General features: G+C 61.3%; 16 protein-coding genes and 1 pseudogene. 12 read left to right on the plus strand and 5 right to left on the minus strand.

Annotated elements, in window-relative coordinates:
* Nucleotides 1–17 precede the first annotated feature (17 nt).
* Together hemJ and hemE are read right to left on the minus strand one after the other, a co-directional pair.
* Entirely contained in the window at nt 18–560 is a 543-nt protein-coding gene (gene hemJ, locus QM996_RS17015) for a CopD family protein (protein WP_500268450.1), read from the minus strand.
* Nucleotides 557–1,588 (minus strand): uroporphyrinogen decarboxylase, encoded by a 1,032-nt coding sequence (gene hemE / locus QM996_RS17020; RefSeq protein WP_500268451.1) that lies wholly within the window; start codon nt 1,586–1,588, stop codon nt 557–559. Before hemE ends, hemJ begins: the two co-directional genes overlap by 4 nt.
* 407 nt (nt 1,589–1,995) lie before the next feature.
* Between hemE and QM996_RS17025 the strand changes: the two genes are divergently transcribed.
* The 6 genes and pseudogenes from QM996_RS17025 (at nt 1,996) to QM996_RS17050 (ending at nt 7,138) form a co-directional block, all read left to right on the plus strand.
* Entirely contained in the window at nt 1,996–2,817 is an 822-nt protein-coding gene (locus QM996_RS17025; RefSeq protein ID WP_173517946.1) for a pyruvate, water dikinase regulatory protein, read from the plus strand.
* Nucleotides 2,818–2,960: 143 nt separating this feature from the next.
* The gene (locus QM996_RS17030; RefSeq protein WP_500268452.1) at nt 2,961–3,560 is read left to right on the plus strand and encodes a Maf-like protein; all 600 of its coding nucleotides are present in this window, start codon (nt 2,961–2,963) and stop codon (nt 3,558–3,560) included.
* Nucleotides 3,553–4,410 (plus strand): shikimate dehydrogenase, encoded by an 858-nt coding sequence (locus QM996_RS17035; protein ID WP_500268453.1) that lies wholly within the window; start codon nt 3,553–3,555, stop codon nt 4,408–4,410. Before QM996_RS17030 ends, QM996_RS17035 begins: the two co-directional genes overlap by 8 nt.
* Nucleotides 4,410–5,006 (plus strand): dephospho-CoA kinase, encoded by a 597-nt coding sequence (coaE, locus tag QM996_RS17040; RefSeq protein WP_500268454.1) that lies wholly within the window; start codon nt 4,410–4,412, stop codon nt 5,004–5,006. Before QM996_RS17035 ends, coaE begins: the two co-directional genes overlap by 1 nt.
* The gene (dnaQ, locus tag QM996_RS17045) at nt 4,999–5,703 is read left to right on the plus strand and encodes a DNA polymerase III subunit epsilon (protein ID WP_500268455.1); all 705 of its coding nucleotides are present in this window, start codon (nt 4,999–5,001) and stop codon (nt 5,701–5,703) included. The genes coaE and dnaQ overlap by 8 nt, the downstream gene beginning before the upstream one ends.
* Nucleotides 5,704–5,772: 69 nt before the next feature.
* Nucleotides 5,773–7,138: pseudogene (locus tag QM996_RS17050) on the plus strand (IS3 family transposase).
* Between the two features lie 66 nt (nt 7,139–7,204).
* Here the strand turns inward: QM996_RS17050 and secB are convergent.
* Both secB and QM996_RS17060 read right to left on the minus strand, forming a co-directional pair.
* The gene (gene secB, locus QM996_RS17055; RefSeq protein WP_247959332.1) at nt 7,205–7,708 is read right to left on the minus strand and encodes a protein-export chaperone SecB; all 504 of its coding nucleotides are present in this window, start codon (nt 7,706–7,708) and stop codon (nt 7,205–7,207) included.
* A 171-nt stretch (nt 7,709–7,879) separates the two neighbouring features.
* Nucleotides 7,880–8,386 (minus strand): FxsA family protein, encoded by a 507-nt coding sequence (locus QM996_RS17060; protein WP_500268456.1) that lies wholly within the window; start codon nt 8,384–8,386, stop codon nt 7,880–7,882.
* Between QM996_RS17060 and QM996_RS17065 the strand changes: the two genes are divergently transcribed.
* From QM996_RS17065 to gyrB, 6 genes are all read left to right on the plus strand, one after another.
* Nucleotides 8,377–8,556: a hypothetical protein gene (locus QM996_RS17065; RefSeq protein WP_500268457.1), complete on the plus strand. Its 180-nt coding sequence runs from the start codon at nt 8,377–8,379 to the stop codon at nt 8,554–8,556. The genes QM996_RS17060 and QM996_RS17065 overlap by 10 nt on opposite strands.
* A gap of 66 nt (nt 8,557–8,622) precedes the next feature.
* Complete coding sequence (locus tag QM996_RS17070) at nt 8,623–9,327, plus strand: Tim44/TimA family putative adaptor protein (RefSeq protein WP_500270343.1); 705 nt, start codon at nt 8,623–8,625, stop codon at nt 9,325–9,327.
* A gap of 14 nt (nt 9,328–9,341) precedes the next feature.
* Complete coding sequence (gene mltA, locus QM996_RS17075; protein ID WP_500268458.1) at nt 9,342–10,445, plus strand: murein transglycosylase A; 1,104 nt, start codon at nt 9,342–9,344, stop codon at nt 10,443–10,445.
* Nucleotides 10,438–11,004 carry a Smr/MutS family protein gene (locus tag QM996_RS17080; protein WP_500268459.1) on the plus strand — a complete coding sequence of 189 codons (567 nt, stop codon included), beginning with the start codon at nt 10,438–10,440 and terminating at the stop codon, nt 11,002–11,004. The genes mltA and QM996_RS17080 overlap by 8 nt, the downstream gene beginning before the upstream one ends.
* Complete coding sequence (locus tag QM996_RS17085; protein ID WP_429818803.1) at nt 11,001–11,378, plus strand: helix-turn-helix domain-containing protein; 378 nt, start codon at nt 11,001–11,003, stop codon at nt 11,376–11,378. The genes QM996_RS17080 and QM996_RS17085 overlap by 4 nt, the downstream gene beginning before the upstream one ends.
* 135 nt (nt 11,379–11,513) lie before the next feature.
* Nucleotides 11,514–13,949 (plus strand): DNA gyrase subunit B, encoded by a 2,436-nt coding sequence (gene gyrB / locus QM996_RS17090; RefSeq protein ID WP_500268460.1) that lies wholly within the window; start codon nt 11,514–11,516, stop codon nt 13,947–13,949.
* A gap of 59 nt (nt 13,950–14,008) precedes the next feature.
* Here the strand turns inward: gyrB and QM996_RS17095 are convergent, their stop codons facing one another.
* The gene (locus QM996_RS17095; RefSeq protein ID WP_500270344.1) at nt 14,009–14,605 is read right to left on the minus strand and encodes a nitroreductase family protein; all 597 of its coding nucleotides are present in this window, start codon (nt 14,603–14,605) and stop codon (nt 14,009–14,011) included.
* Nucleotides 14,606–14,617: the final 12 nt, after the last annotated feature.

A 14,617-nucleotide genomic window follows, 5' to 3' on the forward strand; every position in this document is an offset into this window, starting at 1 on the left:
CCACAAATCGATTAAATTCAGAACGGCTTCACCACGACCATGATCACGATGAGAATCATCAGCAGTGTCGGGGCCTCGTTCATCAGCCGCCAATAGCGCGCATCGTGCTTGTTTTCGTCACGCTGGAATTCGCGAACGGCGCGGCTGAAGCGCATATGGACACCCGTCAGCAGCACCACGAACAGGAGCTTGGCGTGCAGCCAGCCGCCCTGGAAGCCATAGACGCTCCAGGCGAGGTAGAGCCCGAGCACCCAGGAGATCATCATCGCCGGGTTCATGATGACCTTCAAGAGCCGCATCTCCATCATCTTGAAGGTTTCCGACTGCGCCGAGCCTGGCTCGGCGTCGGTGTGATAGATGAAGAGGCGTGGCATGTAGAGAAGGGCCGCCATCCAGGACATGACCGCGATGACATGCAGCGCCTTGATCCAGAGATAGAGATCATCCGGCTGCCAGACGAACAGACCGACAAGAAGCGCCACGAAAGCGCTGAGCGCAATCGCTGCCCTGAGCCGCGCCCTGTTACCGGGCGCCTGATCGGTCTGCCTCTCCGCCATCATTTCGCTCCGCGGACCCGGGCAACCAGCGCCGACACGTGATCCGGATCGGCCTGCGGCGTGATGCCGTGGCCGAGGTTGAAGATCAGTGGTCCATGGCCAAGCGCATCGAGAATACGGTCGATGCCTTCCTCGAGCGCCGTGCCGCCCGCAACAACCCGCATCGGATCGAGGTTGCCCTGCACCGGCCCTTCCTTCTGCAGATCCTGCGCGAAGGAAAGCGGCACGCTCCAGTCAAGGCCGATGGCATCGGCGCCCGTCGCCTGGCGATAGGTCTTCAGTAGCTGACCAGCGCCTTTCGCAAAGGCGATGATCTTCGCGTTCGGCCGCTGCGCCCGGACCGAAGCGATCATCCGCTGCACCGGCTTGACGGCATAACGGGCGAATTCCTCCTCGCCGAGAACCCCGGCCCAGGAATCGAAGATCTGCACCGCATCGGCGCCGGCATCGATCTGCCGCACGAGATAGTCGGCCGAGACATCCGCGAGGAAAGACAGCAGGTGATCGAAGGCTTCCGGATTGCGGTAGGCAAAGAGACGGGCAGGGGCCTGGTCCGGCGTCCCGTGTCCGGCGATCATATAGGTCGCAACCGTCCAGGGAGCGCCACAGAAGCCAAGCAGCGTCGTTTCTCCGGGGAGTTCGGCGCGCAACCGCGACACCGTCTCAAAGACAGGCTGAAGGTGCTCAGCGATGCCCTCAGGCTTCAGGCGAAGGATACCGTCGACATCGATCGGATCCATTCGCGGCCCATGGCCTTCCTCGAAGCGCACATTGCGCTTCAGAGCATCCGGGATGACCAGGATATCGGAGAAGAGAATGGCGGCATCGAAAGCATATCGACGGATCGGCTGCAGCGTCACCTCGACTGCGAGATCCGGCGTGTAGCAGAGATCGAGGAAGCTTCCGGCCTTAGCCCGCGTTGCCCTGTACTCCGGCAGGTAGCGGCCGGCTTGGCGCATGAGCCAGATCGGAGGAGGAGATACCGTCTTCCCTACCAAAACCTCCAGAACCTTTCTGCGCGTTTCGGTCACGGATCATCTCTCCCAATCTAAAATCAAAGATATTTAGAAGGTTTCTATTTCTTAGAGTCGGTGGGTATCAAGGATTAAAACAACCCACCAACTTGTCCACGGCCGCGGATCAGGATGAAGTGCGCCGGGACAACAACCGCGCCATCTGGAAAAACAGTGCAGATAGGCGAATAAAGGCCTTTTGATTCAGTCGATTAGCGGCACAGAGATTTTGGCCGGGCTTGTGGACAACCGGTTGATACGCGTGACACTTTGTCATCGCCGCGAGTCTTTTCCACATTTGCCGCGGAGCATTTTCCGCGGCTGCGCCAATTGTGAATAAGTCGGCTGTTTTCCACTTGCCTGGATCGGCATCGCGTCGTTAGCTGTTCTTCATCCCGGCTTATCAACAGCACCAGGAGAATTGCGTGGAGAACAAGAAAAACTACTTCCACCTTCACCTGATTTCGGACTCGACCGGCGAGACTCTGATCGCCGCGGGGCGGGCCGCAGCCGCTCAATTCCAGAGTTCCCACGCGCTGGAACATGTCTATCCGCTGATCCGCAACCGCAAACAGTTGCTGCAGGTTCTCGACGCGATCGATGGCGCGCCCGGCATCGTGCTCTACACGATTGTCGACCGGGAACTTGCCGATATCATCGATCGGCGTTGTCGCGACATGGGCGTCCCTTGTGTCTCGGTGCTCGACCCGATCATCGACCTCTTCCAGTCCTATCTGGGATCGCCCTCGCGTCGTCGCTCCGGCGCCCAGCATGTGATGGACGCGGAATACTTCGCCCGTATCGATGCGCTCAACTTTACGATGGACCATGACGACGGCCAGTTGCCTGCCGATTTCGACGAGGCCGATGTCGTTCTCGTCGGCATCAGCCGGACGTCGAAGACGCCGACCAGCATCTATCTCGCCAACCGCGGCATCAAGACCGCCAACATTCCGATCGTCCCGGGCGTGCCGTTGCCCGACAGATTGATGGAGGCGACGAAGCCGCTCGTCGTCGGGCTGATCGCCACCGCCGACCGCATCTCACAAGTGCGCCAGCACCGGGTGCTCGGAACGACGCAAGGGTTCCACGGCGATCAATATACGGACAAGGCCTCGATTACCGAGGAACTGAAATATGCACGGTCACTTTGCGCCCGCAACAACTGGCCGGTCATCGATGTTACCCGCCGTTCGATCGAGGAAACCGCGGCCGCCATCGTTGCCCTGCGTCCGCGTCTGCGCTAGAGCGGGATGAGGAAAAGTGTTTGCGGTTTTCCGCCCGCCATCCCGCTCTCACTTGTAAAAATCGATCACGTTTATGATTTTGGGTCGAGCCGACCCCAAAATCATGTGATCCCCCCGAATCGAACAATACGGGAACCTGATTGATGAATCCTTTGCTCGTCCTGGCCTCGGCAAGCCCGTTTCGCCGTGCGCTCCTGGAAAATGCCGGCCTCGTTTTCGAGGCGAAGGCAGCCAAGATCGATGAGCGTGCGCTGGAAAAGCCGCTCGAAGATGCCGGTGCTGCGCCCGAAACCGTGGCGCTCGCGCTGGCGGAGGCAAAGGCGCGCGACGTTATCCGGCATTTTGACGACGCGCTGGTGATCGGCTCGGACCAGACCATGTCCCTGGAAGCGCGGGTCTATCACAAGCCAAAGGACGTGGCGGAAGCGGCACAGCATCTGCTTTCGCTGTCGGGAAAGACCCATCGCCTGAACAGCGCCATCGTGCTTTTGCGCGGCGAAGAGGTTGTCTGGCGGCACGTCTCTTCCGCTCATATGACCGTGCGGCCGCTGACGGCAGACTTCGTTAGGCGCCACCTGGAGCGTGTCGGCGAGAAGGCACTTTCGAGCGTCGGCGCCTACCAACTGGAAGGCGAGGGGATCCAGCTCTTCGAAAAGATCGAGGGCGACTATTTCACCATCCTCGGTCTTCCGATGCTGCCGCTGCTCGCCAAACTTCGTGAACTGGGAACGATCGATGCGTGATTCACGTGAAACATTTGTTAACCACGCCTTCGTCACCGGCTATCCGATCAAGCATTCCCGATCGCCTCTCATCCACGGCTATTGGCTGAAACAGCTCGGTCTGCCCGGCAGCTACCGCGCCCATGAGGTCAGGCCGGACGATTTCGCCGCCTTCATTGCAAGCCTCAGGGACGGAACATCCGGTTTCTGCGGCGGCAATGTCACCATCCCGCACAAGGAACTCGCCTGTCGCCTGGCGGATAGACCCGATGAGCTGAGCCAGGAGCTCGGCGCCGCCAATACGCTTTGGGTTGAAGATGGGGAGGTTCGCGCCACCAACACCGACGGCCGCGGTTTCGTTGCCAATCTCGATGAGCGGGCGGCCGGCTGGGACAAGACGTCGACCGCCGTTGTCCTCGGCGCCGGCGGCGCCAGCCGCGCGATCATCCAGGCGGTCCGTGATCGCGGCATCAAGACGATTCATGTCGTCAATCGGACGGTCGAGCGGGCGAAGGAGCTCGCCGATCGTTTCGGACCGTCGGTCGAGGCGCATCCCATGGGCGCGCTCAAGGAGGTGATGGCGGGCGCAGGCCTGTTCATCAACACCACTTCCCTTGGCATGGATGGCAGCGAAGCGCCGGCGATCGATTTCGGCATCATGGCATCCGGCGCCGTCGTGACGGATATTGTCTATGTTCCGCTGAAGACGCCGATCCTGGTCCAGGCGGAGGCGCAAGGTTTCGCGATCGTCGACGGTCTGGGCATGCTTCTGCACCAGGCGGTGCCCGGCTTCGAGCTCTGGTTTGGCTGTCGGCCGACGGTCGATGCCGCGCTTCGACAGCTCATCATCGATGACATGGACAGGCACTGATGATGATCCTCGGGCTGACAGGATCGATCGCCATGGGCAAGTCGACGACGGCCCAGATGTTCCGTGATTTCGGCGTTCCGGTGAACGATGCCGATGAGGTCGTGCACGAACTTTATCGCGGCGAGGCGGTTGCACCGGTCGAGGCGGCCTTTCCCGGAACGACGAAAGACGGTGAGGTCGATCGCGCCGAACTGTCGCGCCAGCTCATGGAGGCGCCGGGACGGCTGCCGGAACTCGAGGCGATCGTTCATCCGCTCGTGCGCAAGAAGGAGCAAGAGTTCCTAACGAAGAACGCAGGCGCGCCTTTTGTTGTCCTGGACATTCCGCTGCTGTTTGAAACGGGCGCGGAAAAGCGGGTCGACCGCGTCGTGGTGGTGAGCTGTTCGGCCGAACTCCAGCGCGAAAGAGCGTTGAAGCGCCCGGGAATGACCGAGGAAAAACTCGCGATGATCCTTGCGCGGCAGGTGCCCGACAGCGAAAAGCGTAAACGCGCCGACTACATCATCGATACCAGCGACAGTTTCGACGTCACCCGCGGCCAGGTGAAGGCCGTCGTCGACGAGCTCGCAGCCAGCAACGGAGACACGGATGCGTGAGATCATCTTCGATACGGAAACGACGGGCCTCGACAATCGCGAGGACCGCGTGATCGAAATCGGCGGTGTCGAACTCGAAAATCAGTTTCCGACCGGCCGCACGTTGCACATCTTCATCAATCCCGGCAGCCGCAAGGTTCACCCGGATGCACTCGCCATCCACGGCATCACCGACGAATTCCTGAGGGACAAGCCGCCCTTTGCCGATGTCGTCGATGAGATCCTCGAATTCTTCGGAGATGCGCGTTGGGTTGCGCACAACGCCACCTTCGACATGGGCTTCGTCAACGCGGAGTTCGCCCGTCTGGGACTGCCGCCGATCGCCGTCGATCGGGTGACGGACACGTTGGCGCTTGCTCGCCGCAAGCACCCGATGGGGCCGAACTCGCTCGATGCGCTTTGCCGTCGTTACGGCATCGACAATTCGCACCGCGCGAAACACGGCGCTCTTCTCGACTCCGAACTGCTTGCCGAAGTCTATATCGAGATGATCGGCGGTCGGCAGGCTGCGCTCGGCCTTGTCTCGACGAAATCGGCGGGGCAGTCGATTGAACTCGACGATGCGCCAATCGTCATCGGCCAGCGTCCGCGTCCGCTGCCGAGCCGGCTGTCGGAGGAAGATCTTGCGGCGCACGCTGCGCTGATTGCGAAGATCGGCGCCAAGGCGATCTGGGCAAAATACGAACCCCAGGAATAACAGGCATCAAAAAAGCCCGGCGTGTGAACTGACCCCCGAAAGTTGGACATCAACCTTCGGGGGTTTTGCATGTCCAAGCACAGCACGGTTTTCAAGCAGTCTGTCGTCGCGTTTTATCTGCGCGGTGATCACGGCTACGGCAGCGTTGGGGCGCAGTTCGGCATCGATGACGCGACGGTGCGCAAATGGGTGGCGGCTCATGCGGCGCATGGTTTGGCGGGACTGGAGAAGAAATTCGGCCACTATGATGCCGAGTTCAAGCTATCGGTTCTGCGCCGGATGTGGGAGGATGGGTTGTCCCGTCGGCAGGCAGCGGCGATCTTCGGCATCCGCAATGCCGGCTGCCTTTCGGAATGGGAGAGGCGATATGAACGCGGCGGCTCGCAGCCTTGACCCCGCGCCGGAGAGGAAGGCCGCCATCCATGCCAGAACCACCCGTCAAAGCCAGTGGAGCGGATGCTTCGCGGAGCGATGACGCCAAGAGCCGTGAGGAGCTGTTGGCAGAACTGAACTATCTGCGCATGGAGAACGCCTACCTAAAAAAACTGGAGGCCTTAACGCGGGAACAGGCGCCGAAAAAGCGCACGTCGTCCAAGCGTTAAGGCCGTTCTATCGGCTTGACGGCTTGCTCAAGCTTGCCGGCCTGGCGCGCAGCACGTTCTACTATCAGCAGCAGGCACTCGCCCGGCCCGACCGGCATATCGTGCTTAAGGACCGGATCCGATCAATCTTCGCGGCCCACAAGGGCCGCTATGGCTACCGCCGGGTGAGCGCAGCGTTGCGCGGACTAGGCGAGACGGTCAACCACAAGACGGTTCAGCGGCTGATGGTCGAGCTGGGCCTGAAGTCGCTGGTCCGGCCGAAGAAATACCGCTCCTACACGGGCCAGGCCGGACACGTAGCGCCCGATCGCATCCAGCGGCAGTTCGCCGCCGAGCGCATGAACCAGAAATGGGTGACCGATGTGACGGAGTTCAGCGTGGCGGGCGAGAAGCTCTATCTCTCGCCGGTCATGGACCTCCACAACGGCGAAATCATCGCCTATGAGACCGCCAGGCGGCCGGTGTTCAAACTGGTCGAGAGCATGCTCACCAAAGCTCTGAGCCGATTGCAGGCCGATGAACGGCCGATCCTGCACTCCGACCAGGGATGGCAATATCAGATGCCGGCCTGGCAGCGCCTGCTTCAGGCAGGCAACATCGATCAGAGCATGTCACGCAAAGGCAACTGCCTCGACAATGCCGCCATGGAAAGCTTCTTCGCCACCCTCAAATCCGAGTTCTTCCATCCCACGCGCTTCGACAGCATCAACAGCCTGCAAGACGGCATCGCAGACTACATCCACTACTACAACCATCACCGCATCAAACTGAAGCTCAAAGGGCTGAGCCCTGTACAATACAGGACCCAGCCCTTAAATCATCCCAGCCTATGAACCGTCCAACTTTACGGGGTCAGTTCAGTGAACCGGGCTTCTTTGTTCCAGCGTTCTGGATTTCGATCAGTTCGCGGTTTCGTTCGCGTTCGAAACCTGGGCACGGACCTTTTCTTCGGCCATGCGCTGCGCGAACATCTGCGCGAAGTCGATCGGGTCGATCATCAGCGGCGGGAAGCCACCGTTGCGGGTCGCGTCGGCAACGATCTGGCGCGCGAACGGGAACAGCAGGCGCGGGCACTCGATGAAGAGCAGCGGCAGCATGTGCTCCTGCGGGAAACCGGCAACGCGGAAGACGCCGCCATAGGCCAGCTCGACGTTGAAGAGAACGCGTTCGCCGTCCTTGGCTTCGGCATTCAGCGACAGAACAACGTCGAAATCGTTCTCTGCGAGCGGGTTGGCGTTGACATTGACGTTGATGTTGATCGACGGCGCCTTGTCACGAGCCTGCAGCGAACGCGGAGCGCCCGGGTTTTCGAAGGAAAGGTCCTTGATATACTGGGCGAGGATGTTCAGCGACGGGCTCTGCTGCGCGCTGCCGTTGCCGTTGGATGCGGTATCAGTCGTCATAAGGGTTCCTCGACATCAATTCGGTGAGGCCATCTAGCATTTCGGCCTAGGGCTTACAACCCTGCGAACCCGGCGCGTTCGGCCGGATGCGGGTACCTTTGCTCCAAACCGCGAAGCCGGGAATATGCTCCAGAATGTGGGCGACGGAGTGCCGTTTGCGCATTCTTTTGGTCAGGGGCGATGGCGATCGCCGTTTTGCGGCGGATCCTCGTCGTCGGTCCGCGAGAATTCGCCTTCGTCGAGGTCGATGACGCGCGGCGAGGGCCGTGGTTCTCGCGGGTCGTTTTGTGGGTACCAGTTTGCCCCCGATGCCGCGGTTACGATCGTCATCCGCTTGCGCAGGTAGGCGGCCACGCCATTCCGGACAAAGGGCAGAAACAGGAGGAGCCCGATTACGTCGCTGACGAAGCCCGGCACGATGAGCAGGATCGCCGCGACGAACAGCAAGGCGCCGCCGATCACCTCCCGGCCCGGGTCACTGCCGGTGCGGGTGGCATCCTGCATCCTGCGGATGACGGCAAATCCCTGGACCCTGAGCAGGATCACACCCACAAATGCGCTTCCAAGCACCAGAAGCAGCGTCATCAAAAGCCCGATCTCTCGGCCGACGACGACGAAACCGGCGATTTCGGCGAGCGGGAGCCCGAGGATGACGAGGGGGATAAGAAATGAACGCATCGATGCTGCCCGAAAATGAAACCTGGTGTCAGATCCCCTTCTACCGCATGTTTCCTCAAAGCGTCTCCGATTTCAGGGCAAAAGCATGCAGCAACTCCGAAGTACCACAGCGATCTTTGCGCATCTTAAAAGACGCGCGGCGCCGTAAGAGTGCGGACATCGCCATTTGAATGATCTATTCTTGCGGACTATATGGAAATAGCCACGAGAAAATCTAACAGCGGTTCCGGGTGGAAATGGGCTCCTTCGACTTCATCACATTTTTTTTCCTGATCGCCGCGGTGGTCATTTTCCTGCAGCTGCGCAGCGTCTTGGGCCGTCGGACAGGGAGCGAACGGCCGCCGTTCGATCCTTACTCGCCGCGTGATATGAGCCAGGGGCCGGAAAACGGCGACAAGGGCAAAGTCGTGCAGTTGCCGCGGCGCGAGAACGCGGACGAAGAAGCGGGGCGCTACGAATCGATCGATACCTTCGCCAAGGCGGGTACGACGCTGAATACCCAGCTTCGATCGCTGAGCGATGCTGATCCGAGCTTCGATCCCAAGGAATTCGTCCATGGCGCCAAGATGGCCTACGAGATGATCGTCATGGCTTTTGCTGACGGCGACCGCAAGACGCTGAAGAACCTGCTGTCCCGTGAGGTCTATGAAGGCTTCGACGCGGCGATCACCGACCGTGAGCGCAAGGGCGAAGTCGTCAAGTCCACCTTTGTCGGCATCGACAAGGCGGACATCATTCACGCCGAAGTGAAGGACAGCGAAGAAAACATCACGGTCCGCATCGTCAGCCAGCTGATATCGGCGACCTACGACAAGCAGGGTGGCCTGATCGACGGCGATGCCGAGTCGGTTGCCGAGGTCAACGATCTCTGGACCTTTGCGCGCGACATCCGTTCGCGGGATCCAAACTGGAAGCTAATCGCCACCGAATCCGAAAACTGAGCGGACGGGCTGCCATGTCCTTTCGACTTGAACCCGTCAGTTTCGACGATCTTCCCGGCTGGCGGGACGACGACCCGACGAAGGTGATCGAGGCGATGCGCCGCTGTCAGAAGCATGTCTCGACGGTCAAGCCCTATCGCACCGGTTCGCTCGGGATCTCGGTCGATGATCTGATGCCGGCTCTCTCGGCCTCGTTGGCGGACATCGATACGGCTGAAGGCGCGCGGGCATTTTTCGAGAAGCACTTCGTGCCGTTTCTCATCGGCCCGGATGCCGGTTCCGGATTCGTGACCGCGTTCTACGAACCGGAAATCGAAGTTCGTGCTGAAGCGAACGATACCTATCGTTATCCGCTTTATCGCCGGCCGGACGACTTGGTCGATATCGATGACAGCAACCGACCCGATGGCATGGATCCCTATTTCGCCTTTGGCCTTTCTGACGGTCACCGGATCAGCGAGTATCCGGACAGGCGGGCCATCGAAGAGGGCTATTTGACCGGCCGCGGCCTGGAGATTGCCTATGCAAAATCCAAGATCGATCTCTTCTTCGTGCATGTGCAGGGCGCGGCGCGGCTCGTTTTCCCGGATGGTTCGCGCCGTCGCGTGACCTATGCCGCCAAGACCGGCCACACTTTCTCGCCGGTCGGCAAGTTGCTGATCGAGTGCGGCAAGATCGACGCCGCGACCGTCTCGATGATGAGCATCCGTGCCTGGCTGGAGGCGCACCCGGACGACGTCGATGAAGTGCTCTGGCACAACCGGTCGTTCATCTTCTTCCGTGAGGCCGCGGTCGAGGACGAGCACCTGGGCCCGATCGCCGCTGCCAAGGTCTCGCTCGAGCCGGGACGTTCCTTGGCGGTGGATCGCCTGATCCACACTTTCGGCGTGCCCTTCTATATCGCGAGCGAGAGCCTGACGCGCCTCGACGACGGAAAGCCCTTCCAGCGCCTGATGCTGGCGCTCGACACGGGTTCGGCGATCGTTGGGCCGGCGCGCGGTGACATCTTCACCGGTTCCGGCTTCGAGGCTGGCGAACGGGCGGGCGCGGTCCGCAATGCGGCGGATTTTTATGTCTTTGTTCCCAGGGCCGCCGCGGCACGATACGGCCATGCCTAAGGAAAAGAAGCTTTCGTCCGAGGACCGCATTCTCTGGGGCAAGGTTGCCCGCTCGACGAGACCGATGCCGGGTCGGCTCGACGAGCTGATGGACATGTTGGCCGAGGACGAACAGCCAAGGCCGCAGGAAGAACCGAAAGCCAAGCAGCAGCAGAAACCGACCGGTACCGTCGAGCCGCCGGGCATCACGCTGACGAAAAAGCCGGGCGAGAAAGTGCATCATCCGCTAGAGCAGCCGGTCAAGCGTAAGCTTGCCAAGGGGCGCTTGACACTCGAAGCGCGGATCGACCTGCACGGCATGATCCAGAGCGAAGCGCATGGATTGCTGCTGCAGTTTCTTCTGAGGGCGCATGAGCGGGGGCTGCGCCATGTGCTCGTCATCACCGGCAAGGGCACCTCGTTCGGTAGCGACGGTGCTTTGAAACGGGCTGTGCCGCTTTGGTTCTCCCTGCCTGAGTTCCGGCCGCTGATCTCATCCTATGAGCAGGCTGCCCGCAACCATGGCGGAGAGGGCGCTCTCTACGTTCGGTTGGCGCGTACCCGCGGGAGCGCGATATGACGCCCTTCGGCGAGGCGCTGCGCGAACTCAGGCGCAGGAAGGGCGTGTCGCAGAAACAGATGGCGGCGGCGCTCAACGTTTCTGCCGCCTATCTCTCGGCGCTTGAACACGGAAAGCGCGGTGCGCCGAGCTTCGATTTTCTCCAGCGGGTGGCAGGCTACTTCAACGTCATCTGGGACGAGGCGGAGGAACTGTTCCGTATCGCCAACGTCTCCGCCCCGAAAGTGGTGCTGGACACGTCGGGTCTGACGCCCGAGCACACGGCCTTTGCCAACCGGCTCAGCGAGCAAATCCGCGCTTTGTCGCCAGAGACGATCCGCGCCCTGGAAGATGTTTTGGAAAAAGCCACATTTCCTGATAATGACAGGGGATGAATGCCTGTTTCCGGCCGCTGCCTGGCGGTCCGGGATTTGGAACCATGGACAAATTTTCTATAGTCCACGAGGCGTCCGAGACGTGATTCGCAACGAATCACCATGTCCGAAGAACCTGGAAAGACCCGTAGCTGAATGACCGATATTCCTGAGACCGAAACCGGCGCCAGCGCCGAATATGGTGCCGATTCCATCAAGGTGCTGAAGGGCCTGGATGCCGTGCGCAAGCGGCCTGGCATGTATATCGGCGATACGGACGACGGCTCCGGTCTGCATCACATGGTCTACGAAGTCGTCGACAACGCGATCGACGAGGCACTCGCCGGTCATGCCGACATCGTCACGGTGTCGCTCAATCCGGATGGATCGGTGACGGTGACCGACAACGGCCGCGGTATCCCGACCGCCATCCACAAGGAGGAAGGCGTTTCGGCGGCCGAGGTCATCATGACCCAGTTGCACGCCGGCGGTAAGTTCGACCAGAACTCCTACAAGGTCTCCGGCGGTCTGCACGGCGTCGGCGTCTCGGTGGTCAACGCGCTGTCGGTTTCGCTGAAGTTGAAGATCCGCCGTTCCGGCAAGATCCACGAGATGAGCTTTACCCATGGCGTCGCCGATGCTCCGCTTGCGGTCACCGGAGAGGCAGGCGACGCGACCGGCACCGAAGTGACCTTCCTGCCGAGCGCCGAGACCTTCTCCAAGACCGAGTTCGACTACTCGACCCTGGAACACCGTCTGCGCGAACTCGCCTTCCTGAACTCCGGCGTCCGCATCATGTTGACGGACAAGCGCCATTCCGACATTCGCCAGGACGAGATGATGTATGACGGCGGCCTCGAAGCCTTCGTCGCCTATCTCGACCGGGCGAAGAAGCCGCTGGTGCACAAGCCGGTCGCCATTCGTGGCGAGAAGGACGGCATCACCGTTGAAGTCGCCATGTGGTGGAACGACAGCTACCACGAAAACGTGCTCTGCTTCACCAACAACATCCCGCAGCGCGACGGCGGCACCCATATGGCCGGATTCCGCGCGGCGCTGACGCGGCAGGTCACCTCCTACGCGGATTCCTCGGGCATCACGAAAAAGGAGAAGGTCACGCTCCAGGGCGAGGACTGCCGCGAGGGCTTGACGGCCGTTCTTTCGGTCAAGGTTCCGGACCCGAAGTTCTCGTCGCAGACGAAGGACAAGCTGGTATCGTCGGAAGTGCGACCGGTGGTCGAAAGCCTTGTCAACGAAGCGCTCAGCACCTGGTTCGAGGAACATCCGAGCGAAGCCAAGATCCTCGTCGGCAAGGTGGTCGAAGCGGCTGCTGCCCGCGAGGCCGCCCGCAAGGCCCGCGAACTGACGCGCCGCAAGGGTGCGCTCGACATCTCGTCGCTGCCCGGAAAACTTGCCGACTGCTCCGAGCGCGATCCGGCCAAGTCCGAGCTCTTCCTGGTGGAAGGGGACTCGGCAGGCGGTTCCGCCAAGCAGGGCCGTTCGCGCGAAAACCAGGCGATCCTGCCGCTGCGCGGCAAGATCCTCAACGTCGAACGCGCCCGCTTCGACAAGATGCTGTCGAGCCAGGAAATCGGCACGCTGATCACCGCGCTCGGCACTTCGATCGGCAAGGACGAGTTCAATGCCGACAAGCTGCGCTACCACAAGATCATCATCATGACGGACGCTGACGTCGACGGCGCCCATATCCGTACCCTGCTGCTCACCTTCTTCTTCCGCCAGATGCCGGAGCTGATCGAGCGTGGCCATCTCTATATCGCCCAGCCGCCGCTCTATAAGGTAACGCGCGGCAAGTCGGCCCAGTACCTCAAGAACGAGCAGGCGCTGGAAGATTATCTGATCACGATGGGCCTGGAAGAGGCGACGCTGGAGCTGGAATCGGGCGAAGTGCGCGCCGGCCAGGATCTGCGCGAAGTCATCAACGACGCGCTCCGCCTACGCAATCTGATGAACGGGCTGCACTCGCGCTACAATCGCTCCATCGTCGAGCAGGCAGCGATTGCCGGCGCGCTGAATGTCGAGCTCAATGGCCAGCGCGACGCCTACGAAGCGGTCGCCGCGGAAGTTGCCCGTCGCCTCGATGTCATCGCCGAGGAAACCGAACGCGGCTGGACTGGTGCGATCACGGCCGAAGGCGGTCTCCGCCTCGAGCGCATGGTCCGCGGCGTCAAGGAAGTCGCCGTGCTTGACATGGCGCTGATCGGCTCGTCCGATGCCCGCTACATCGACCAGCTCACCGCCAAGCTCAAGGAAGTCTATGCCGCCCCGCCGGTCCTGCGCCGTCGCGACGGGACACAGGAGATCAGCGGACCGCGTGCGCTTCTCGACGCCATTTTCGCGGCTGGCCGCAAGGGCCTGTCGATGCAGCGCTACAAGGGCCTCGGTGAAATGAACGCCGAGCAGCTCTGGGAAACGACGCTCGATCCGAACGTCCGCTCGCTGCTGCAGGTCCGGGTGGCAGACGCGACCGATGCTGACGGCCTGTTCTCGCGCCTGATGGGCGACGAGGTCGAGCCGCGCCGCGATTTCATCCAGGAAAACGCGCTGAGCGTCGCCAACCTCGACATCTGATCTTTCCGAAGACCATTGCCAATCGGGATCCCGGTGCCTTGCGGCACCGGGATTTTTCGTTATTCGCCCTTGAATCGGCCTTCGAAGGCGAACTCGTTGACCGGCTTGCGCTGGCTTGGGATTTCCCGCACGCGCAGATCGTCGGGGAGGATCGAGGGATCGGCCAGCCGGCCGATCGCAACGGCGGCTTCGACCCGGTAATGTTCGGGAACGTTCAGAACGTGCATGGCCTTGTCGCGGTCGATGCCCGCCATGCCATGGGCGTGCCAGCCGGAAAGAGAAACCTGCAAAGCAAGGCTGTACCAGGCCGAGCCCGTGTCGAAGGCATGGGTATAGGCCGGTCGCATCTCGCCGTTCTGTGCCTGGTTGTGGGTTCTCGAAATGACGATCAGAAGCGCTGCCGCGTTCTTCGCCCAGCGCTGGTTGCCTTCGTCGAGAATGTCGAGCAGCACCGGGAAGGGTTCCGTCCCGCGACGGGCGTAGACGAAGCGCCAGGGCTGCCGGTTGCTTGCCGAAGGTGCCCAGCGGGCCGCTTCGAAGAAGGAAAGCAGTTCGCGTTCCTCGATCTCCTCGTGGGTGAAGGCGCGGGGCGACCAGCGCTCAAGGAACATGGCATCGATGGGAAAGTCGGCTTTTCTGTTGTCGGTCGCCGTCATGGACATGCCTCT

It is taken from the genome of Sinorhizobium chiapasense, from assembly GCF_045277575.1.
GTDB lineage: Bacteria > Pseudomonadota > Alphaproteobacteria > Rhizobiales > Rhizobiaceae > Ensifer > Ensifer chiapasense_A.

What these genes read in the sequence shown, in the direction of transcription:
- QM996_RS17065 (WP_500268457.1), top strand. Translation starts at nt 8,377, where the DNA reads ATGAACGCATCGATGCTGCCCGAAAATGAAACCTGGTGTCAGATCCCC.
- QM996_RS17080 (WP_500268459.1), top strand. Translation starts at nt 10,438, where the DNA reads ATGCCTAAGGAAAAGAAGCTTTCGTCCGAGGACCGCATTCTCTGGGGC.
- QM996_RS17035 (WP_500268453.1), top strand. Translation starts at nt 3,553, where the DNA reads ATGCGTGATTCACGTGAAACATTTGTTAACCACGCCTTCGTCACCGGC.
- QM996_RS17085 (WP_429818803.1), top strand. Translation starts at nt 11,001, where the DNA reads ATGACGCCCTTCGGCGAGGCGCTGCGCGAACTCAGGCGCAGGAAGGGC.
- QM996_RS17030 (WP_500268452.1), top strand. Translation starts at nt 2,961, where the DNA reads ATGAATCCTTTGCTCGTCCTGGCCTCGGCAAGCCCGTTTCGCCGTGCG.
- hemJ (WP_500268450.1), bottom strand. Translation starts at nt 560, where the DNA reads ATGATGGCGGAGAGGCAGACCGATCAGGCGCCCGGTAACAGGGCGCGG.
- QM996_RS17095 (WP_500270344.1), bottom strand. Translation starts at nt 14,605, where the DNA reads ATGACGGCGACCGACAACAGAAAAGCCGACTTTCCCATCGATGCCATG.
- dnaQ (WP_500268455.1), top strand. Translation starts at nt 4,999, where the DNA reads ATGCGTGAGATCATCTTCGATACGGAAACGACGGGCCTCGACAATCGC.
- coaE (WP_500268454.1), top strand. Translation starts at nt 4,410, where the DNA reads ATGATGATCCTCGGGCTGACAGGATCGATCGCCATGGGCAAGTCGACG.
- secB (WP_247959332.1), bottom strand. Translation starts at nt 7,708, where the DNA reads ATGACGACTGATACCGCATCCAACGGCAACGGCAGCGCGCAGCAGAGC.
- QM996_RS17060 (WP_500268456.1), bottom strand. Translation starts at nt 8,386, where the DNA reads ATGCGTTCATTTCTTATCCCCCTCGTCATCCTCGGGCTCCCGCTCGCC.
- gyrB (WP_500268460.1), top strand. Translation starts at nt 11,514, where the DNA reads ATGACCGATATTCCTGAGACCGAAACCGGCGCCAGCGCCGAATATGGT.
- QM996_RS17070 (WP_500270343.1), top strand. Translation starts at nt 8,623, where the DNA reads ATGGGCTCCTTCGACTTCATCACATTTTTTTTCCTGATCGCCGCGGTG.
- mltA (WP_500268458.1), top strand. Translation starts at nt 9,342, where the DNA reads ATGTCCTTTCGACTTGAACCCGTCAGTTTCGACGATCTTCCCGGCTGG.